Origin of the sequence: Acidithiobacillus sp. HP-2, from assembly GCF_015100155.1 — a bacterium.
In the GTDB taxonomy this organism is placed as follows: Bacteria; Pseudomonadota; Gammaproteobacteria; order Acidithiobacillales; family Acidithiobacillaceae; genus Acidithiobacillus.
The window spans coordinates 160,814-179,292 of sequence record NZ_JACKZA010000006.1; the positions used below are offsets into that span (position 1 = coordinate 160,814).

At 52.0% G+C, this 18,479-nt stretch carries 17 protein-coding genes, 1 tRNA gene and 5 pseudogenes; 14 read left to right on the top strand and 9 right to left on the bottom strand.

Translation table 11 applies throughout. From position 1 onward, the window contains the following. Window positions 1–67: 67 nt before the first annotated feature. A complete protein-coding gene (gene typA, locus H7F11_RS06570) occupies window positions 68–1,894 on the top strand; it encodes a translational GTPase TypA (RefSeq protein ID WP_075323303.1) in 1,827 nt (608 codons plus the stop codon). Between the two features lie 276 nt (window positions 1,895–2,170). Here typA and H7F11_RS06575 read toward each other — a convergent pair whose 3' ends face one another. The 3 genes from H7F11_RS06575 to H7F11_RS06585 form a co-directional block, all read right to left on the bottom strand. Continuing rightward, the gene (locus tag H7F11_RS06575; RefSeq protein WP_193651526.1) at window positions 2,171–2,773 is read right to left on the bottom strand and encodes a class I SAM-dependent methyltransferase; all 603 of its coding nucleotides are present in this window, start codon (window positions 2,771–2,773) and stop codon (window positions 2,171–2,173) included. Beyond that, window positions 2,770–3,153 carry a Co2+/Mg2+ efflux protein ApaG gene (gene apaG, locus H7F11_RS06580; protein WP_142087622.1) on the bottom strand — a complete coding sequence of 128 codons (384 nt, stop codon included), beginning with the start codon at window positions 3,151–3,153 and terminating at the stop codon, window positions 2,770–2,772. Before apaG ends, H7F11_RS06575 begins: the two co-directional genes overlap by 4 nt. A gap of 77 nt (window positions 3,154–3,230) precedes the next feature. Further along, window positions 3,231–3,524 carry a YhbY family RNA-binding protein gene (locus H7F11_RS06585; RefSeq protein ID WP_193651527.1) on the bottom strand — a complete coding sequence of 98 codons (294 nt, stop codon included), beginning with the start codon at window positions 3,522–3,524 and terminating at the stop codon, window positions 3,231–3,233. Between the two features lie 89 nt (window positions 3,525–3,613). Here H7F11_RS06585 and H7F11_RS06590 point away from each other — a divergent pair, with 89 nt between their 5' ends. Both H7F11_RS06590 and H7F11_RS06595 read left to right on the top strand, forming a co-directional pair. After that, window positions 3,614–4,273: an RlmE family RNA methyltransferase gene (locus H7F11_RS06590; protein WP_193651528.1), complete on the top strand. Its 660-nt coding sequence runs from the start codon at window positions 3,614–3,616 to the stop codon at window positions 4,271–4,273. 10 nt (window positions 4,274–4,283) lie between these two features. Continuing rightward, window positions 4,284–4,360, top strand: a tRNA-Arg gene (locus H7F11_RS06595). 206 nt (window positions 4,361–4,566) lie between these two features. Here H7F11_RS06595 and H7F11_RS17220 read toward each other — a convergent pair. Further along, the gene (locus H7F11_RS17220) at window positions 4,567–4,788 is read right to left on the bottom strand and encodes a helix-turn-helix domain-containing protein (RefSeq protein ID WP_193651529.1); all 222 of its coding nucleotides are present in this window, start codon (window positions 4,786–4,788) and stop codon (window positions 4,567–4,569) included. A 159-nt stretch (window positions 4,789–4,947) separates the two neighbouring features. On the opposite strand from H7F11_RS17220, the gene H7F11_RS06605 reads away from it, so the two are divergent. The 4 genes from H7F11_RS06605 (at window position 4,948) to H7F11_RS06620 (ending at window position 7,627) form a co-directional block, all read left to right on the top strand. Further along, a complete protein-coding gene (locus H7F11_RS06605) occupies window positions 4,948–5,190 on the top strand; it encodes a hypothetical protein (RefSeq protein WP_193651530.1) in 243 nt (80 codons plus the stop codon). Continuing rightward, a complete protein-coding gene (locus H7F11_RS06610; protein WP_193651531.1) occupies window positions 5,183–6,412 on the top strand; it encodes a site-specific integrase in 1,230 nt (409 codons plus the stop codon). The genes H7F11_RS06605 and H7F11_RS06610 overlap by 8 nt, the downstream gene beginning before the upstream one ends. Then, window positions 6,405–6,701, top strand: coding sequence for a hypothetical protein (locus H7F11_RS06615; RefSeq protein WP_193651532.1), 297 nt, complete (start codon window positions 6,405–6,407; stop codon window positions 6,699–6,701). Before H7F11_RS06610 ends, H7F11_RS06615 begins: the two co-directional genes overlap by 8 nt. Window positions 6,702–7,072: 371 nt before the next feature. Beyond that, window positions 7,073–7,627 carry a TraI domain-containing protein gene (locus tag H7F11_RS06620; protein ID WP_193658076.1) on the top strand — a complete coding sequence of 185 codons (555 nt, stop codon included), beginning with the start codon at window positions 7,073–7,075 and terminating at the stop codon, window positions 7,625–7,627. A 232-nt stretch (window positions 7,628–7,859) separates the two neighbouring features. Here the strand turns inward: H7F11_RS06620 and H7F11_RS17225 are convergent, their stop codons facing one another. Next, the gene (locus tag H7F11_RS17225; RefSeq protein WP_413773189.1) at window positions 7,860–8,144 is read right to left on the bottom strand and encodes a type II toxin-antitoxin system PemK/MazF family toxin; all 285 of its coding nucleotides are present in this window, start codon (window positions 8,142–8,144) and stop codon (window positions 7,860–7,862) included. Further along, window positions 8,135–8,356, bottom strand: a complete 222-nt coding sequence (locus H7F11_RS06630; RefSeq protein WP_193651534.1) for an antitoxin MazE family protein — start codon at window positions 8,354–8,356, stop codon at window positions 8,135–8,137. Before H7F11_RS06630 ends, H7F11_RS17225 begins: the two co-directional genes overlap by 10 nt. Window positions 8,357–8,782: 426 nt before the next feature. On the opposite strand from H7F11_RS06630, the gene H7F11_RS06635 reads away from it, so the two are divergent. The 3 genes and pseudogenes from H7F11_RS06635 to H7F11_RS06645 all read left to right on the top strand — a co-directional run. Continuing rightward, window positions 8,783–11,500, top strand: a complete 2,718-nt coding sequence (locus H7F11_RS06635) for a hypothetical protein (protein ID WP_193651535.1) — start codon at window positions 8,783–8,785, stop codon at window positions 11,498–11,500. After that, window positions 11,497–14,856 (top strand): tyrosine-type recombinase/integrase, encoded by a 3,360-nt coding sequence (locus tag H7F11_RS06640; RefSeq protein ID WP_193651536.1) that lies wholly within the window; start codon window positions 11,497–11,499, stop codon window positions 14,854–14,856. The genes H7F11_RS06635 and H7F11_RS06640 overlap by 4 nt, the downstream gene beginning before the upstream one ends. Before the next feature lie 185 nt (window positions 14,857–15,041). Continuing rightward, window positions 15,042–15,269, top strand: a pseudogene (locus H7F11_RS06645) (transposase domain-containing protein); the annotation flags it as partial. Window positions 15,270–15,458: 189 nt separating this feature from the next. Here the strand turns inward: H7F11_RS06645 and H7F11_RS06650 are convergent. Further along, entirely contained in the window at window positions 15,459–16,034 is a 576-nt protein-coding gene (locus H7F11_RS06650) for a GTP-binding protein (RefSeq protein ID WP_413773190.1), read from the bottom strand. Between the two features lie 122 nt (window positions 16,035–16,156). Beyond that, window positions 16,157–16,300, bottom strand: a pseudogene (locus H7F11_RS06655) (transposase); the annotation flags it as partial. A 28-nt stretch (window positions 16,301–16,328) separates the two neighbouring features. On the opposite strand from H7F11_RS06655, the pseudogene H7F11_RS06660 reads away from it, so the two are divergent. The 3 genes and pseudogenes from H7F11_RS06660 to H7F11_RS06670 form a co-directional block, all read left to right on the top strand. Continuing rightward, a pseudogene (locus tag H7F11_RS06660) lies at window positions 16,329–16,529 on the top strand (IS5/IS1182 family transposase); the annotation flags it as partial. A 276-nt stretch (window positions 16,530–16,805) separates the two neighbouring features. Then, window positions 16,806–17,219 (top strand): GFA family protein, encoded by a 414-nt coding sequence (locus H7F11_RS06665; RefSeq protein WP_193651538.1) that lies wholly within the window; start codon window positions 16,806–16,808, stop codon window positions 17,217–17,219. A gap of 491 nt (window positions 17,220–17,710) precedes the next feature. Next, complete coding sequence (locus H7F11_RS06670; protein WP_193651539.1) at window positions 17,711–17,920, top strand: type II toxin-antitoxin system HicB family antitoxin; 210 nt, start codon at window positions 17,711–17,713, stop codon at window positions 17,918–17,920. Between the two features lie 96 nt (window positions 17,921–18,016). Here the strand turns inward: H7F11_RS06670 and H7F11_RS06675 are convergent. Continuing rightward, window positions 18,017–18,175, bottom strand: a pseudogene (locus tag H7F11_RS06675) (transposase domain-containing protein); the annotation flags it as partial. Between the two features lie 46 nt (window positions 18,176–18,221). Between H7F11_RS06675 and H7F11_RS06680 the strand changes: the two are divergent. Further along, window positions 18,222–18,479: pseudogene (locus H7F11_RS06680) on the top strand (hypothetical protein); the annotation flags it as partial.

Below are 18,479 nucleotides of genomic sequence, written 5' to 3' on the forward strand. Positions count from 1 at the left end.
ATAAGAAAACCCGCTGCGGGGAGGCTTGATCCCGCGTTTTTTCTTATGACCGTTTTGGGGAATATCAGTGGCTCGTCAAATTCGTAATATCGCTATCATCGCCCACGTTGACCATGGCAAAACCACGCTGGTGGATCAGTTGCTCCGTCAGTCCGGTACTTTTGCCGCTCACCAGCAGCTGGAAGAGCGGGTGATGGACAGCAACGATCTTGAAAAAGAGCGCGGCATTACCATTATGGCGAAAAATACGGCGGTGCAGTGGGGCGATACCCATATCAATATTGTCGACACTCCCGGACATGCCGACTTCGGCGCTGAGGTGGAGCGGGTGTTGGGTATGGTGGATGGTGTACTGCTGCTGGTGGATGCCGTCGAAGGCCCCATGCCGCAGACCCGCTTCGTGACCCGCAAGGCGCTGGAACTGGGTCTGAAACCCATTGTCGTCATCAACAAGGTAGACCGCCCCGGTGCTCGCGTCGACCATGTCATCAGCGCCACTTTTGATCTTTTCGACAAACTCGGTGCTACCGAAGAACAACTGGATTTCCCGGTTATTTACGCCTCTGGTCTGCAGGGCTATGCGGGTGAGGATCCTGAGGTGCGCTCGGGGGACATGAAACCTCTTTTCGAGATGATTCTGACCCATGTGCATGCCCCGGAAGGTGATCCGGAAGGCCCTTTGCAAATGCAGATTGCCGATCTGGATTACTCCAGTTATGTGGGTCGTATTGCCATTGGCCGGATCCGCCGTGGTTCCATGAAACCCGGCCAGGATATTGTCCTGATTCATGGTGTGGATCAGACCCAGACCAAGGCGCGGATTTTGCAGTTGCTGGGTTTTGATGGCCTCAAGCGGGTGCCCTGGGAAACGGCTACGGTGGGCGATATTGTGGCGGTGACCGGTATTGAAGAGCCTTCCATTGGTGCGACCATTGCCGCGCCGGAAGCGCCCGAAGCCCTGCCCTGGAAACCGATTGATGAACCGACCCTGAACATGACCTTTCAGGTGAATACCAGCCCCTTTGCCGGTCGCGAAGGCAAGTTTGTCACCAGCCGCCAGTTGCGCGATCGCCTGTATAAGGAGTTGCTCATTAACGTAGCGTTACGGGTGGAAGATACGGATAATGCCGATGTGTTCATGGTGTCCGGACGCGGCGAGCTGCATCTCACCATCCTCATCGAAAACATGCGCCGGGAAGGCTATGAACTGGCCGTATCTCGTCCCCGGGTGATTCAGCGTCAGGTCGATGGCGTCTGGGAAGAGCCTTATGAAGCCTTGACCGTAGACGTGGAAGAAACCCATCAGGGCACCATCATGGAGCGTCTGGGCATCCGGCGCGGTGAATTACAGGACATGATGCCCGATGGTCGTGGCCGGGTGCGTCTGGAATACAAAATTCCCGCACGCGGTCTGATCGGCTTTCATACCGAGTTTCTGACGGCCACTTCCGGTACAGGGGTGATCAGCCATATTTTCGACGGATACGGTCCGGTCAAAGGCAGCATTCCGGCGCGTAATAATGGTGTGTTGATTTCTGCAGAAGAAGGCGAGGCAGTGGGGTTTGCCCTCTTCAATCTGCAGGATCGAGGGCGGATGTTTGTCAGCCCCGGCGACAAGGTTTATGAAGGCATGGTGATTGGTATTCATAGCCGCGACAATGATCTCGTGGTCAACCCCCTCAAGGAAAAGAAGCTGACCAACATGCGGGCTTCGGGTTCTGATGAAAACATCATGTTGACGCCACCCATCAAAATGACGCTGGAAGCTGCTGTCGAATTTCTGGCCGACGACGAACTGGTGGAGGCAACGCCGCAGTCCATCCGGATTCGCAAGCGCTATCTCACGGAAAACGAGCGTAAAAAAGCTTCACGTGGCGGTGCCGGAAACGGTTAAGCCCTAAAAGCGGCAGTTGTCGTGGGTGCTTTTTGCTGTTCCTCGCCTGTTGTTCCAAGGCTCATCCTGCTGTCAGGAAAGAACTCGCCCTACGGGCTCAGACAGCTTTCCTGACGGGCGCTGGATTTCGCCAAGAACAACAACGGCTCGAAACACGCTGCAAAGCACCCACGGCAACTGTCGTTTTTAAATTAAGAGAACCTTGCCCCCTTAACACGCTGTGTTCGGTGGCTGACTGCAGGCCCGGAAGCGGCAACGCTTTCCGGGCTTGATATTTTATGCGATCTTTTCCAGCGTGATGAGGCGGAACCAGCCGCCCATGGCACCCGGTTCGTCACGTATACACTGTAATTCCGGGCGCTCTGCCAGAATCTCCTCAAAGGTCAGATCGGTATGGGTGGCCACGGCACCCGCTACCCGACCCAACGCACGTCTTATCCATGCTTTTTGGCCGGGGCGTAAAAATTTGTCGAGTAGCAAAATCCGGCCTCCGGGTTTGAGAACCCGGCTGGCTTCTGCCAACGCTTTGCCGGCATTGGGCACTACCGCCAGAATCAAATGCATCACCACAAAATCGAAGGTCGCATTGGCAAAGGGCAGTACTTCGGCGTCGGCCTGAACCAATGGGATGGTGCTTGGCAGATTTTGCGCGCGGCGCAGCATGGCGTGGGTCAGGTCAATGCCAATGGCGGTACAGTGATTTGGCAAAAAGGGAATGTCCAGCCCGGTGCCAATGCCATCAATTAAAATCTGACAGGACGCATTCTGGGGGATTTGGCGGAGGCTGCGCTGTCGTAAAGGTTCGGAAAAACCGCGTACTGCCTGATCGTAAATGGGCGCCCAGATGCCGTAGGCGCGTTGCAGGCTGCTGCGGCTCAATGAAATACCGTAGCGACGGCCAGACGAAATGCAGGAATGGGGCTTTCGAAGATTTCCCCGTCTGCAGTGATCCATTCGTAACTGCCGTGCATGCTGCCTACAGCGGTAGACAGAACCGAGCCACTGGAATAGCGAAAGCGTTGTCCAGGCTGCAGGGTGGGCTGTTCGCCGACCACGCCGGGACCTTTGACTTCCTGGATATGACCCTCGGCGTCGGTAATAATCCAGTGGCGGTTGAGCAGCTGTGCGGTTTGCGGGCCGTGGTTTTCGATGGTGATCTGGTAGGCAAAAGCATAATGCGCCTGCTCGGGGCTGGATTGTTCGGGAATATATCGGGTTTCTACGGTGATCCGAATGTCTGTGGGGGCGTTTTCTGCCATGATCTTACTCCGGGCGTTGAGCCGCTAGGATAATCAAGAACCAGTCTAACGAGCGGGAAGCCACCTGCCAAGCTGCTTCAGCGTCGTTTGTTGGGCGTTTTTGCAGCGGGCCGGAGCCGATGCAGGATGACGATGCGGCCAATACGGCCAACGATTTCGGCGTGACTGGCGCTGACCAACCGGGTAATCATGGCATCGCGCAGCGCATGTTCCACTTGGGGCAAGCGGACCTTGATGAGTTCGTGAGCATCCAGAGCGATTTCCAGTTCGGCGAGCAGGGCATCAGTGACGCCCTGAGCACCAATCATCACAACCGGTTTGAGGGTATGGGCCTGACCGCGCAGGTTTTGTCTTAGTTTGGCGTCCAGCATGGTATCCTCGTCAGACAGATGATTCGATAAATGGTGGACGGGAGTGTACGTTTGCGCGATGCGGTGGTCAAAGGTCGGAGGTTGTTGCAGTGGCTAGAAGTAAATCCAGTGAAAAATGGCTGAAAGAACATTTTCGGGATGTGTTCGTGCAGCGTGCCATGAAAGAAGGATATCGTTCCCGGGCAGCCTATAAATTACTGGAAATTCAGGAGAAGGATCGGCTGATTCGCCCCGGTATGCGCGTCCTTGACGTGGGTGCCGCCCCGGGTGGCTGGACCCAGGTGGCCGCCCCGCTCATCGGCCGTAACGGGCGGCTGGTGGCTGTGGACCGCCTGGCCATGGATCCGGTCGCCGATGCCACGGTAATTTGTGGTGACGTTTACGAAGATGCGGTGATTGCCGCCTGTCGGGAAGCCCTGCCGGAAGGGGTGGATCTGATTATGAGTGATATGGCTCCCAATATGTCCGGGATTGCCAGTGTCGATCAGGCGCGCGCCATAGACCTGGCGGAGCTGGCGCTGGATATGGCCCAACGCTGGCTACGTCCGGGCGGATCGCTGTTGATCAAGGTGTTTATGGGGGCGGGCGCTGAAGAGCTGCGCCGTGCCCTGCGCAAGGATTTCAAAAAAATTGTGGTACGCAAACCGGAAGCTTCCCGCGCCCGTTCTACCGAACAGTACTGGCTGGCGCTGGACTTTCAGGGAGTTGCACAGGAAAGGTTGGACAACGCGCCAGCGAGTTCCCTATAATCTGCAGCACGCGCAGTTAGCTCAGCTGGATAGAGTGTCGGCCTCCGAAGCCGAAGGTCACTGGTTCGAATCCAGTACTGCGCACCAATAAAATCATTGAGTTACATTAAGGCTGGCTGCGTGCCGGTTTTTTTGTGCCCAAGTGGTGCCCATTCTGTGCCCAAATGGTGCCCATTTTCGTAAATTACCCATTGTGCCAAGCAAAAAGATTACTAATTTTGACCTTTAGCTTCCGTGCCGATTGCAAATAATCGCATGATTAGTAGAAAAACAATGCAAAAACGAAGAAAAAATCAATAATTATGGCTTTCGGGGTCTTCAATATACTCAAAAACATCCCCTACGCCACATTGGAAGAGCTTACAGAGCTTGTCCATGGTGTCCATATCTACCCTCACCGCAGTTTCCTTATAGAGCAGAGATACTGTACTTCGATTTAGTCCGGAGCGTTCTGCTACATCAGCGATTCGCAGTTTATGCTCGCCCATCAATCTGGAAAGATGACATTTAATCATGATCGTCCTTTCGAAATGTTATGCAGAAAAACGGAATGCTAGCCAAGGCAACAAAAAATATTGCACCATGGTATTTTGTGTGGAATAATGTTGTTCAAGATGGCATTGTGAGATTAAGGAAGCCATCCAGAGATCGTGAAGACTATAGAGGAAAACGCCATGAAAGAAAATACTACGTACTTAACAACTCGGGAATTGTCGATTCGTATCAAGTATGACGAAAGAACTATCAGAGATAGGTTGAAGGACTCAGTGCTGATTGAGGGTGTTCATTATATTCGTCCTTTTGGGGGCAGGAAGATATTGTATATATGGGAGGTTATTGAGAAAGATATGGCAACGAGTTCTTTTTCTTCAGGATTAACCATTCCCATGTCTAGAGGAGGGGTGTGTCATGGGTAGCATTCGAGTTAGGAAATCTACTAAAACACTATTTTTTGATTTTCGCTACCAGGGGCAGCGGTGTCGAGAACAGACCACGCTTCTTGATAGTCCAGCTAATCGTCGGAAAATGCAGAAGATTTTGACAATTATTGAGCAAGAAATCGCACTTGGCACCTTTGATTACACGTCACATTTTCCAGGAAAGGCATCGGCGGGACGGGTGGTTAATGGAAAGGAGCAAATTAGCAATGGCCAACTTACGTTGGGCCAACAGAATACCCCCACCTTCGCAGAATTCGCAGAGTTATGGTTGGGAGAAATGCGGATTCAGTGGCGGGAAACCCAGTACTATACCGTGGAAAATGCATTGCAAAAGCACCTGTTGCCTGTGTTCGGGGAGCAAAGGGTTGGCCAAATCACCAAGGGAGATATTCTTGCGTTCCGTTCGGGCCTCGCCAAAGTCCCCGGACGGAAAGGGAAAACCCTTTCTGCTTCAAGAATCAATCATATCCTCACACCCTTGCGGATGATCCTCAACGAAGCGGCCAACCGTTTTGAGTTTACCGCACCTTATCATGGAATCAAAAGCCTGAAGGTGCCTCGTACGGACGTGGAACCTTTTTCTCTGGAAGAAGTGGATATGATTTTGCGGAATGTGCGTGCTGATTTCCGTGATTATTATTTGATTCGCTTTTTTACGGGGTTGCGTACCAGTGAAATAGACGGCTTGCGCTGGGAAAAGGTGGATCTGGCGCGTCGGCAGATCCTGGTTCATGAAGCTTCGGTCAAAGGGCAAGTGGTCCCTACTAAAAACGATGGCTCTTTTCGGACCGTGGAAATGTCTTTGCCTGTTCATCAGGCGTTTCAGGCTTTGCACGAGATTTACCATCACAAGGATAGGGCCAAGAGGCGGGTGCCGAATGATTATGTTTTCTGCACTCGCGAGGGAACCCCCCTGCGTCACGATAATGTGACCAAGCGGGTCTGGTACCCCTTGCTACGTTATCTGAATCTCAAAGTTCGCAGGCCTTATCAAACCCGCCATACGGCGGCCACACTCTGGCTGGCTTCTGGTGAAAGCCCAGAATGGATTGCCCGGCAAATGGGTCATAGCACCACAGAAATGCTGTTTCGTGTTTATTCGCGCTATGTCCCCAATCTTACCCGGCAGGATGGTTCAGCGATGGAGCGGCTGCTGCTGTCCCATTTGTCATTACCCTCGGAGGTGGATCATGACTGAGCAACATCTTCCAACGGCACCATCGTTGCAGTCGTCTGGAGTTCTTCCGGAGGTGCGTAATGAGGTTCTGAACCGTCTGGTGGCAGCTCTGGAAGCCTCTTTTATCCTGCCTGATCCAATAACGCTTTGTCAGATACTTGATGTATCGGGAGAAACTTCCACCCAAATGATTTTACTGCAATGGGTTTGCAGGGTGCTACTGGAAATGGATGAAGCGCAGGCCGCACAACGGCTGCCAGATATCGTGGACAGGCTGGATAGGGCGCTGAACGTTGGAGACCTATGCTAATGGCCGCCATGACTCATTTGCCGACATATCAACACAGATTTGTGCTTTCCCGATTACAGCATCGCACCAGTCGCTTTGGGGAGGCTTTCTGCTCCTGTTGCCTCACAACTCCCGGGGGGAGACATTGGACAGCTTATTGGTGGCAGGCGTTTCCGTTCCGAAGTTTCTGGCCAGATGGGATCGAAGTTTCTGCCAGCGTACGTCCGCGTCGGTTGGGACAAGAGTGGGTGCTGGATATCATGGACTTGCGTCTGGTTTCTTTTACTGATTCTGATCTGCACAGTAGAGCAATGTCCAGTCTACCAAACTGGTTGCTATCTGAAACACCTTACCCGGTCCATCTCCGGGAATTATGGGCGCATATCCAATTAATGACGAATGCCTCATTACGCTGTTTCAGTCAACGAATTCTGCTTGATCCTGAGATCAGCCTGTTTTGGATCAAGATTCCAGCGAGCCAGTCACATCATCATGCAGAGAAGGGTGGATTGTTACGGCACTCTGTGGAGGCTCTACGTCTTTTGACCCGGATAGAATCCATGACATTGCTGGAATGGGAGATCGCGCGCACAGCTTTGCTATGGCACGATGTAGGGAAGGTTCTGGGTTATGATCAAGATGGCAGGCGCATTATGGAAGGTTGGACTGTTGCGCACGAGGAAGCTACGACAGAAGTGCTGGCTTCTCATCTTGCGTGGTTAAGACGGCTGAATCCTGATCTGGTTGCTGCGCTCAAAATCCATTGGTCCAGTCGTTCGACCCGCCCCCTGATGCCCGGCAGGATTCAGGTAGAGGCCTGCGACCGAATGAGTGCAGCATTAGATAGCCGCCAACAGGCGTTTACGGCGCAACCACCCCATCGACAGTTTGCTTGTCTGTCAGGTCCCGGGCCCGCTTCGCGTTTCTGGAGACCATTAGTAGGGTAAAAGGGAGAACGATTATATCAAACAAGGACCAGCAGTTGCCCTCAGCCTTGAAATAACCGGTCCAGTTGCCCCGTAGTTGCTTCTGCCGAGTGGCTGCAACCGAGATCAGACCGGCTTATGCGTGGCCTTCACCAATATGGTGCTGACGGTCAGTGCTTGAGAAATAATCGGGAGTTCGTTTGAGCGGATCAGGCCATGCCGATCACCAGCAGCAGCGCCCGATCAACTGCTTTCATCTTGCCCTCGTCCAGACGGCCAAAAGCGGTGCTAATTTTGCTCCTTGGTAAGGTCGCCAGCTTGTCCACCTTACTTGGGATAAGGCTCGTAGGCCATTGGATGGATTGGGCTCAATCGTCACGCGGAATACTGCGTCACGCAGATCGCTGGTGATCGGACAGAGCACGACACTTTCGAGATCCGACAACAGATTAGACTGCACGATGACGGCGGGACGGGGTTTCTCATAGTCACCGTGCAGAGACAGTGTGACCAGGTCCCCCCGTTGCATTATACCCATCCATCTATGAGTGCAGCAGCTTCTTCGGTAAACTGTAAAATATCCGCTTCGGTTGGATCAGTGTTGAGTTTCAGGCACTGATGGCGAACTTGTGCAACGAACTCGGGGGAGCGGGTGTCGGGCACCCAGAACTGAACAGGGCGTAAACCTGCAGCCTTCATTCTTTCGCGATGACGGGCAGTCTTGTCGGTTGAAGTGTGAAGAGACGACATGATACCTCCGCTGGTTGCATGTATAGTGACATGTTACCATACGTGCAGACGCACGACAAAAGGCATTTGGGCTTTGCTTTCAGTTGCAAATGAAGCTACTGCCTTTAGCGGTGGAGAGTTCACTTTTTCTGTCATAATACGTTCGTCAGATCGCTTGCCCTGTGTATTGTCTGTGCAAACAGACGCGGACGAGTGTGCAATAATTGATCAAAGCGTCTGGAGCGCATCCTAAACTATCAAAGCAGATTGCACATATTGGTAACCCCACCATGACCAAGGCCACAGTCTTTATGGAGCGTCTGCGCCAAATGCCACACAAGGCCACCAGCTATTTTCGTTACCCTTCTGACCATTATGCCATGTCGGGTGTTTAAGGGTTGGATTGATAATAACGGGTGTGTTCTGGGGAGATAGAAAGGCAATGTAATGACTGATGCAGAAAGCGCAAGTCCCTCTCGTTCGCCCCAGCCCAAAAAGCCGGGAGGAAAAAAGTCCGCAGCGGTTGCGCCACGGGACTGCCCGGAATTTCAGCGTTGTATGGAAGCGGCTGAAAGAGACCCGACCATTTCGGCAGATGCGCTGTTGGCCCTGTTTCGGGACATTGGGGTCTATGGCACGTTACTGGAGTTGACCATCGTTGCAGAAAATCTGCAATCAATCTTGGACCTGATCGATTTGGCGGAATTTTTGAACGCGCCGCCGGTGGAAATGTCGCAGTGGCCCCTGTTGCTTGATTGGATTCTACGCCAGGAACCCGATGTTATTCCTCCCTCCGAATATGCAAAAAATCCCCATAAGTCTCCCTTGACAGGTGTTTGTACAAAATCTCATCCACTCTATGCGCTCTTGTGGTGGAAAACTGACCTCGGCCAGCAGGATGAATGGTATTTATTGCAGGGACATGTCCTTCTGGCGCATCTGCACTTAATCGCCAGGAACAAAGATCGGTTCTATGACTTTGCAAGGGTTACTTCAGCCCCCTACGACGATGTTTTGGGTTATACCTACCGGGCAGGTATTTTTTTACGGGAAATTTCTGCACGTCGTGAAGGGATTTCGGCAGAACTCTTGCATCCTGAACATGCTCCCCAGGAACTGGCGGAATCAATTTATGTTGCCTGGCAGGTCTATACCAGGGGCGAAAAGACCGACGGTCAAGAGGAACAAGGTGATGAAAGAGAGCGGAAGCAGAAAAGCGAGTTTGACGAAGTTTTTAAAAAACTGACGCGCGAACCCATTCATCGCTCCTTGCGGAGCCATTTGCAGGGTTTCATCTATATGCTGGCTACCGCCTATGACTTCCATCAGCCAACGGGACGGTTGACTCAGGGTAGAGGCAAAAAGGAAAGTATTGTGGGATACCTGCCTCTTATGAATCTGGATCAAGAGACGGTCAAACCGGATTTTCAAGATCCTCAAAAACCTCAGCGCCCTCTTCGCAAAAGAGCCGAAGCAGCTGGCAGTTTCGGTAGCAAGCCGGGTGACGCTGTTCGCTATCAGAAAGAGTACGACATTGATGTCGATGAAAATGTGGGTGAAGCTTTTGTCGAGGAAGTGCCCATATGTTCACGTAAATCCGGTGGTGGTGCGGCTAATCTGCTGACGACGGCATTGCAGGGTCGAGTCCGGGCGGAAGCCCTGCAAAACCAGCTTTTCCTCTGGGATTATGAACAGTTGACGGATACCGCCATCCACGGGTTGCGTCGTGCAATGGCCGAAGCATTTCCCGATGCCCTCGAAAAAGCCCCCCTGAAGCCATCATTGCGTGCACAGAGCCTCGTTATCTTGTTTATTTTACTCGGAACTGGTATTGGCTTTGAAAAATGTCACCAGCTGAAACTGGTCAAAAGCCGAGGCCATATCAAAGGATACCATCATTTTGCCTTTCAATCGGGAGAAAAGAGGCAATGGGGTACATGGTATGTCAAAATCGAGCCTCCCAGCAGATGGTACAATCAATTTGCTGAAGCACCGAAATTGTGTGCGGATATCCAGGACTCCATCTTATGCCTGCCGGATGTGACGGGCTGTGGCGAATATCTGGAGCAGCTACTAAACCATTACTCAGATAAAAACCTCCCCAAAGTGCGCCTGTTCGGAGAGGGTAGGCGTAACTATCAACAGGATATCCAGAAATATTTGCGCACGGTCGACCCCTCTGGCTATCTCACTCTGACCCGTGTGGAAAATTTTCTCTGGTACCGATGCGCGGGTCGTGGAGACATCGGGGAAACAGAACTGGTTTTCCCTAAAAAACAGCGTCTTGGTCAGGTGCGGCGTTTTTATACGACACTCACCCAGAAAAGGTTGGTGGCGCGCTATGTCCAGGTGTTGCAGGAAACCTATGGCAGCCATTCCTTGTTGGCCGGTTCCGTTGAGGTTTTGCCAGCAGATAATTCAGGCTATCTGGGTTCCCTGTTTCGGCCCAGGATTGAAATCATTCGGACAGGAATAAAACGATTGCAGGATCGCCTGGATCAACAGGTCCAATCCCTCCCTACGCTCAGCAACCATGCCAAAAATCTAAGTGCAGACTGGAATGCCTATTACAACGACTACACACTCTACACCTGGTTGTATTTTGCCTATGCCACCGCCTCGCGGGTAATTTGTGCGCCTTTTCCAGAAAATCCCGCAGAAGGGACTGCGTCAGGCTTTATCGTTCATCAGGACAAATCGACGCGGGATCAGTCCCATCTGCGCTTGCTCTGGTTACCCCCAGATTTGCTTCAGCAATTGCAGAGGCAATGGGATCTGGCCATGCAACAGAAAAAATGGTCGGAGAGTTCACGTGTCCGCGACAGCGCTTCTGGCAGCAATTTTCTGATGAAGGGTCGGGCGATAACAGGCTTGTGTCCAAACGATTTGCGTCCCGAACTAATATCCCTTTTCGAGGTGGATATGCCCGTGAACAGTCATCGACGATTCTGCCGTAGTTACCTGTTGGAACGGGGTTGCCCGGCCGAAGTGGTCGATGCCTTCATGGGGCATTGGTATACCGGAGAATCTCCCTGGAGCCGCTACTCCAGTCAGTCAGCTCTGGCCTATGTGAATCTGCTGAAGCCGTATCTGGAGTCGATGCTGAATAGCTTGGGTTTCCGGTCACAGCCCTTGCCTACTAGGGTCGCCAAGCGACAAAAATGATGGAAGAAGCAAAATTTTCTCTGAATGTTGCAACACCCAAACCTCCCATCCAGACAGCCTCTTTTAAGGAAATTCGTCAGGAAATTCTGCAGATGCCGGCTGCTAAACGTGGACAGTTTCTATTTGACGAGGCAGAAATCGAAGAATACGAGCGATGGCTTTTGCGGGAAAGCAATACGGCATATGCCCGAAAGAAAGGAACTGAAGGGCTGCCTTATAGAACCTTCCTCAATAACCTGCAGGGAGCTGTTACCCATTTTTTGGTATCCGATAAAGGCCGGGAGTCCTTGGCGACCACGCTGCATGACCGGATCCTGGAAACCTATGCGCCGGATGGGGGCAACAATAAATGTACAGACATCAAAGCCGGACTCAAATCCCGGCTGCGGGCTCAGGCCAAATGTCTACAATATTTCAGCCTGCTGATCCGGCGTGGGAATCAGGCATCGTTATGGACCTGGTGCCCACCGGCCGTACCGATGATGCTGGAACGCGAAGCAATACCCTTTCGGAGGCAAGCCATGGCGGATTACCAGCAGGTCGGTAATGCCAGAATGCTGCTGAAACAGGCAATGCAGCAAAAACATTCAAGGCTGGATGGATCCCGGGCGGAAATCCAAGCCTATTGTGAGGGAGAAATTCTGCTGTCGGCACTACTTTTTGGTGGCTTAGGGGAAATGGTGGCATTAAAGTGTCTGTCATCTATGTTGCGTGGGCGGCATGCGCTGGTCTATTTCGAATCACCGGGACTCACATTCTGGGACCTGCAAATTCCTATGCCTCGGGGTGGTGTGCGGTTGCGCCGCTGGTTTCCTGATCCATTTTCGGAAATCCTGATTTTGCATTATTTGCGGGCATTTCCACGGACAGATGATGCAGAAGACACGCTACAGCAACGGACCTCGGAAATATCCGCGCAGGAAATACAACGGATCATGACATTACCCTTGCGCAAATGGCCCCGGATCGGACGACGGCATCTCCAAATCAGGGCATTGTTCAGAGGCATGACACAAGCGGCGCGTCTGGAATTACCGCAATTTTTGGGTGCTTATGCCTTGGGAGATCTGGATGCCCATGCCTTGGTAAGTCAAAGTTGGTGGCGTATTCATGGCTATTCTGAAGGGTCTCAGGCCAAGATTTCTGAGGCAAAGGAAAGTATATCGAATAAAGCCGATGCAGCGTTGGAATCAGCCCCTGAAGTAATGGAAGGGGTTGTGACGGTCGCCTGGCTGCGGGCACTACGGCAGGCCATGCGGGCCAAAAACCGAGCCAATGCTCTAAAACTGCTAAAGGACGCTCTGAAGCAGGAGAATGTTTCGGATCCCCTGGGAAGGCGTATGTTTGCCTGGGCTGAGCATTTACTGAAAGAAGGCTCATCCTATCGCCACCGCTTGGAGATGACGACTATTCGCCGCTATGTTAGCCGTCTCGCGGCCTTGATGCTGCAGGTGCTGGAAGATACCCAGTTGGTGGAAAGTTTCGGTGATCCGTCCTGGCGTCAACTTTATGAAGACCTTCTGGAGCAGGTCGATACGGTACATCAGAGAGTCCATCTGATTCGGGCCATTCGGGAATGGCATCAGTTTCTGGTGGAGCGTCAGGGAGTAGACCCTTTACTGCTTCAGGATCTGGGTGGGTTTCAGATCGATGTGATTCCCGACGCTCAGGTCATCAGCGAGGCGGAGTTCGTTCGCCTGAAAAAACGCCTTCAGGATGGCAGGCATGCCCTGCACCATCAGCAGCTTCCCAATCTGCTCACGCTGGTTGCCATTCTGGGCTACCGTTGTGGGCTGCGGCGCATGGAAGTGCTGCGTCTGCGTCTGACCGACTGTCATCTGATAGGGCAGGCCAGATTGCTCATTCGTCCATTTAGTGAACGGCGTTTGAAAACCCGTCATGCAACGCGCGCTTTACCACTGGATGTGCTGTTGGAGAATGACGAACTGGAACTTCTGCGTAAATGGATAGCCTATCGCGGAGAAAGTGGCGCGGTTTCTGGTGAGGAATATCTCTTTGTGCTCCCTGAGATTGGTCACAATCCCATTGCCCAGGAAACTGCGATGTCCCGCATTCATGCAGATATGCGAGCGGTTACGGGCAACCAAAGCCTGCATTTTCATCATCTGCGGCATAGTTTTGCTAACCAGATTTTGTGGAAGTTGATGTTGGCAGATATTGGGCCGCAATATTTACCTTTGCCATATAAGAGCGAACAGGGTTCCGCCCGGGTATTTCGGCAGAGATTGTTGGGTGTTGATCACGCCAACCGCAAGCAGCTCTATGCCGTAGCGGCGCTGTTGGGACACTCCGGTCCTGAAATCAGTATGAACCACTACCTGCATAACCTGGATCTGATTCTGGCTTTGCATCTGCGTGTACAGATAGCTGAAGCCCATTCGATCCGTGATTGGCTCGCAATACTGGCAGGCCTACTGCATGAGAAAACTATTTATCGAGCCTATAAGCAGGCGGGTATGGATGGTCTGTTGTCAAGGCTTCGGATCAAGATGCCGGATGATCTGCAGTCCCCCGAATTTTTACAGGAGGACGGGATGTTTCAAACTGTATCCTCTGAAACTGCATCCGCCCAATCCGTAGGAGCGTCCAAAATCCGCATCCTGGAAAATCTTTGGTATTTACTTTTGCAGGGGTTTACCCAATCTGCAGTGATTACCGATCCGCAAAAAGCAGAAGACGAATTGTTCTGGCAGCCCATAGCTGAAGACGTTGACTACACCGCACAGCAATTAGCCCGAATGGCGCGCAAAGCGCAGGACATATTTGCGCTGAAAAGCCGGATGGGTCCGCGCCACAAGTCGCTTAAAATTCCTCAGTTCGGCAAAGGCACGCTGGAAATACCCTTGCCACCCCGTCCCTTAACCCGGAATGACCAGGAACACCTAAAAAACATGCTTCCAGGATTCTGGACCATGATGGAGCAAGATCCTGCACTATTAAGCAGCGCGCTTGATGCGTACCTGAAAAGAGCCTGGCGCAGTGAGCCTGGAGTTTTGCTGCTACGATCCCCGGACGATACTAAGGAAGTGGTTCTAGCGCAAGCCTACAAGCAACTGCTGCTGCAATTGGGGATTTCCCCGCGTAATATCCGGTATCTGAGCTTTGATCATGAGAAGCAGCGTTCCCGTTGGCGGCAATCCTGGCGGGTAGCGCTGCATCTCAATAAGCGGGATGAGATTCAGGTCAAGCATGCTTTTGAAAAATGGGAGAGTACGGAAGCCTCCTGGTTGCAGATCCAGCCAGTTTTTGAGCGGGCAGGGTGGCAACCGCAGGGTATGTCCCCGGCGTTCAGTTATTTGATGGTGATGGGGGCGATGGTTTTGGTTGGGTTGTAGATTGATCGTAAGCGTCAACGTATTAACTTAAAAGCCGCAGAAACGTGATGTACTGGGGACCTTATTCCTCTCTATTCTGACGGGTCATCGCCGCTATGCCCACGTCACGGCGTTACGCAGTGACGGCGTGAGTCCCAACATTCTGGGCATGCGCAAGATGACCGTACTCACGCAAGATCGTCAGTGAAGATTCTCTACGTGTGGCCATTGGCCGCAAGAATTTCTTGTTCGTGGGTAATGACGCTGGTGGTAAACGGGCCGCGTCCTTTTACAGTATCATCGAAACGTGCAAGCTCAATGGCATTGAGCCTTTCGCGTACCGCTGTGATGCCCTCGAAAAGCTCCCGACCTGGCCCAACAAAAAACTCCACGAACTCTTGCCGTGGAACTGGAAAAAATCTGCATTAGCCTGATTGGCTCCAATCCGCAAGGGTGGATTCGCTGAACGCTTACCTTGCATAGGCGTCATCAAGACGGTATCTGTTTAACAACCGCGCTTGTGAAAACGGACATTAAATTCTACCCATTCACTATTTCACTTAGATTTTCCCAACAAGATTTTGAAAAAAAAGCTTTTTTTCTGTTAGGCGCGAATTAACACTTCATGGGAGCCATGGCTGCCATAAAACGGGTGAGAGACGCTTTGATCTCCTCGGACGGTTCAGTACGTGTTGCACGCCGTGTAACACCACCGGAGCTTCAGTGCCGACATCGAGCAGCACCTTGAAACGCAGGAGCCGGTCACCGTGGGCGTGCAGTAACATTGATAGCCAGATTCCGAAATGTGTCCAATCGAGCGGCTTGTCCAGTATCAAACTGACTGCATGCACCTCGGCGTGTACCTCGGCGAGGGTTCCTAGCCGGGTCAATGTTTTAAAGACACGCTGCTGTGTCACCGCTGGCCCCGCAGCGAACTGCGTTAACCAGGCCGCCGACGCCGTATAGCCGTAAACGAGATCAGCGGCAGGATTAAGTCCTGCCAGTGCATCGCGCAGCGCCAGCAGTGCCGATGTTTCGACACAATCAGTTTTGCTGATCACTAACGTATCGGCGGCACCCGCCTGAGCAAGCCATTCTGGATGATGGATCTGCTGGAGTTCGGCATGTATAGCATCGATCAGCGTCACAATCCGCCCTGGGCAAAAGTGTTGCCTAAGCTGTGGATCATTCGCTAGCAGCCCGTCGGTTTTAACTTCGGACTACTGCCAGATTTCGCCCCGAATTTTTTGAAATCGCTCATTTTGAGTCTTTTTCGGTCATTATTGCCCTGTTTTTTGCGGTTTATCTGCATTTTCCTGCCCTACAGGCGCAATACGGCCATGCGTTTTATGTTCCACGCCAGGCAGACCAGACTCCATTCTCCCTGAACCTGACGCAGGCCGCGCAAGGAGAACTGCCGGAATCCCATCACGGATTTGATAATCCCGAAGACCGGTTCTACCGTYCSTKWRMATGCAACCCGCATGCAGGCGATGATACATCGTCTGAAGACGCAGGCAGGCCGAAGCGTTTATCGTCTGCGCAAACAAACGGTAGAACCGGTCTTCGGGATTATCAAATCCGTGATGGGATTCCGGCAGTTCTCCTTGCGCGGCCTGCGTCAGGTTCAGGGAGAATGGAGTCTGGTCTGCCTGGCGTGGAACATAAAACGCATGGCCGTATTGCGCCTGTAGGGCAGGAAAATGCAGATAAACCGCAAAAAACAGGGCAATAATGACCGAAAAAGACTCAAAATGAGCGATTTCAAAAAATTCGGGGCGAAATCTGGCAGTAGTCCGAAGTTAAAACCGACGGGCTGCTAGGAGTACCGAGCCTTGCAGCACTGTTAGAATTTAGTTCATCGAACCGCAGGATATGTGGCCCGTTCGTCCGGTGTGTTGTGAGAGGAGGGGACCGTGAGGCTTCTTCACTATCCCGATTGTGCATCAACTATATAGATAGGAATTTTTATGAATGCAAAATATTCCGGGCGGTGCCTTTGTGGGGAAATCAGCTATTCAGTTGATATTGAGCCAGTGTTTACTGGAAATTGTCATTGCAAAGACTGTCAAAGATCATCAGGTGGTGCATTTATTCCGGCGATGCTTTTCCCTGAAAAAAATGTGGTTGTTTCAGGTGCAGTAAAATATTACGAATCTCAGGCAGATAGCGGAAATATCCACAAAAGAGGCTTTTGCCCGAACTGTGGTTCCCAATTGTTCGCAAGGTTCGGCCATATGCCAGGAGTGCTGGGTATAAAGGCTGGCACTTTAGATGACCCATCGAATTATGTTCCAACAATGGATTTTCATGTAAGTAGCGCTGCACCATGGGACTGCATGAATCCAGAGCTACCTAAAAAGCAGGGGGCGGCACAAAGCTAACGATTGTGCATATCAAGTCTATTTGGCCGACAGCTATCGCCAGTGTGCTGCACAAGTACGCGTCGGATTGCTTGATTGAAAAACCTTCCCGCTCAATTAGACACACTGATAAGTGGTACGTCAGTTAGCGGGCTTCACCAATCGGAGAGAAGCCCTCAGGGTTACGTCCTCGTAGCTGGTGAGGAACAAGAGGTCGCTGAATCGGAAATCCAGGTCGGCGGCCACACGCACGAGCCCAGGCGTTAGAGCCAGAAAGCGCGCAGCCGATCCAGAAGTTTGGGTGGGTTGCTGGAATCTGGTTTGGTGTTTTTCATCTGGAAGATTTTAGGCTGTCCTAAATTGTGTGCAATGGAAAATGCCATGAATATACAGCGTGTTGTTACTGCTAATTTTGCATTAAACATCGCTTGATGATAGCATTGTTGAGTCTAAATTTTTTAGGCGTCAAGCATCAATTGCGAGACAATGAATGTCTTCTTGGGAGCGAAGCTATGGAACTGACTGCTGTTCTTACCCCCGCCGAAGAAGGCGGCTATGTCGCGCTAAATCCAGAGACAGGTACGACCACCCAAGGCGAAACGGTCGAAGAGGCTATTGTCAATCTGACTGAAGCTACAGCACTTTATCTGTCTGAGTTTCCGCTGCCAGCGCAGGGCCATCCGCTGGTAACAATGTTCAGCGTTCCTGAGACATCAAGATAGCTTTACGCCTCGTTCGAAACCTTTCGGAGTAGCGGCTATGACCAAGACATCTACCACTCGCTACGTAACCGGTAACTGAGCGGCGTATCTTGCGGGCTACTTCAGGATATTGTAGAGGTCCGATCGCAGGAGGTTGGCGGCGAAGTGCTGTTTCCAGAGTCTGGGGGTCAGTTCGGCGACGCGAGATGCGGGATGCTGGCTGACCCGCTGCAGGACATCGACCAGATAGTCGTAGGGATTAATGTCGTGAAGGCGGAGCTATGCTCGAAAGTGGTGTACGGGCGCGTTACAACTGGCTTGAATGAGGTGGCGTACTGTTGCTACAAAGGGTTTCCGACTCAAAGAGCAACATAAGGAGTACGCCGTGGAAAAGAATACCGTAATAGCAGGTGGGATGGGAGAGTTGGGTCTGGGCATTGAAGGGATACTTCGACGCGCGGCACGCTCTCTGATTGAGCAGGCCATAGAGGCAGAGGTGGCGGTATTGCTGGAAGAATTTGCGACGGTGCGGATGGTTGATGGGCGTCAGGCTGTCTCTTATACACATCTCCGAGCCCAC

What these genes read in the sequence shown, in the direction of transcription:
- apaG (WP_142087622.1), bottom strand. Translation starts at nt 3,153, where the DNA reads ATGGCAGAAAACGCCCCCACAGACATTCGGATCACCGTAGAAACCCGA.
- H7F11_RS06585 (WP_193651527.1), bottom strand. Translation starts at nt 3,524, where the DNA reads ATGCTGGACGCCAAACTAAGACAAAACCTGCGCGGTCAGGCCCATACC.
- H7F11_RS17220 (WP_193651529.1), bottom strand. Translation starts at nt 4,788, where the DNA reads ATGATTAAATGTCATCTTTCCAGATTGATGGGCGAGCATAAACTGCGA.
- H7F11_RS06605 (WP_193651530.1), top strand. Translation starts at nt 4,948, where the DNA reads ATGAAAGAAAATACTACGTACTTAACAACTCGGGAATTGTCGATTCGT.
- H7F11_RS06610 (WP_193651531.1), top strand. Translation starts at nt 5,183, where the DNA reads ATGGGTAGCATTCGAGTTAGGAAATCTACTAAAACACTATTTTTTGAT.
- H7F11_RS06615 (WP_193651532.1), top strand. Translation starts at nt 6,405, where the DNA reads ATGACTGAGCAACATCTTCCAACGGCACCATCGTTGCAGTCGTCTGGA.
- H7F11_RS06620 (WP_193658076.1), top strand. Translation starts at nt 7,073, where the DNA reads ATGACGAATGCCTCATTACGCTGTTTCAGTCAACGAATTCTGCTTGAT.
- H7F11_RS17225 (WP_413773189.1), bottom strand. Translation starts at nt 8,144, where the DNA reads ATGGGTATAATGCAACGGGGGGACCTGGTCACACTGTCTCTGCACGGT.
- H7F11_RS06630 (WP_193651534.1), bottom strand. Translation starts at nt 8,356, where the DNA reads ATGTCGTCTCTTCACACTTCAACCGACAAGACTGCCCGTCATCGCGAA.
- H7F11_RS06635 (WP_193651535.1), top strand. Translation starts at nt 8,783, where the DNA reads ATGACTGATGCAGAAAGCGCAAGTCCCTCTCGTTCGCCCCAGCCCAAA.
- H7F11_RS06640 (WP_193651536.1), top strand. Translation starts at nt 11,497, where the DNA reads ATGATGGAAGAAGCAAAATTTTCTCTGAATGTTGCAACACCCAAACCT.
- H7F11_RS06665 (WP_193651538.1), top strand. Translation starts at nt 16,806, where the DNA reads ATGAATGCAAAATATTCCGGGCGGTGCCTTTGTGGGGAAATCAGCTAT.
- H7F11_RS06670 (WP_193651539.1), top strand. Translation starts at nt 17,711, where the DNA reads ATGGAACTGACTGCTGTTCTTACCCCCGCCGAAGAAGGCGGCTATGTC.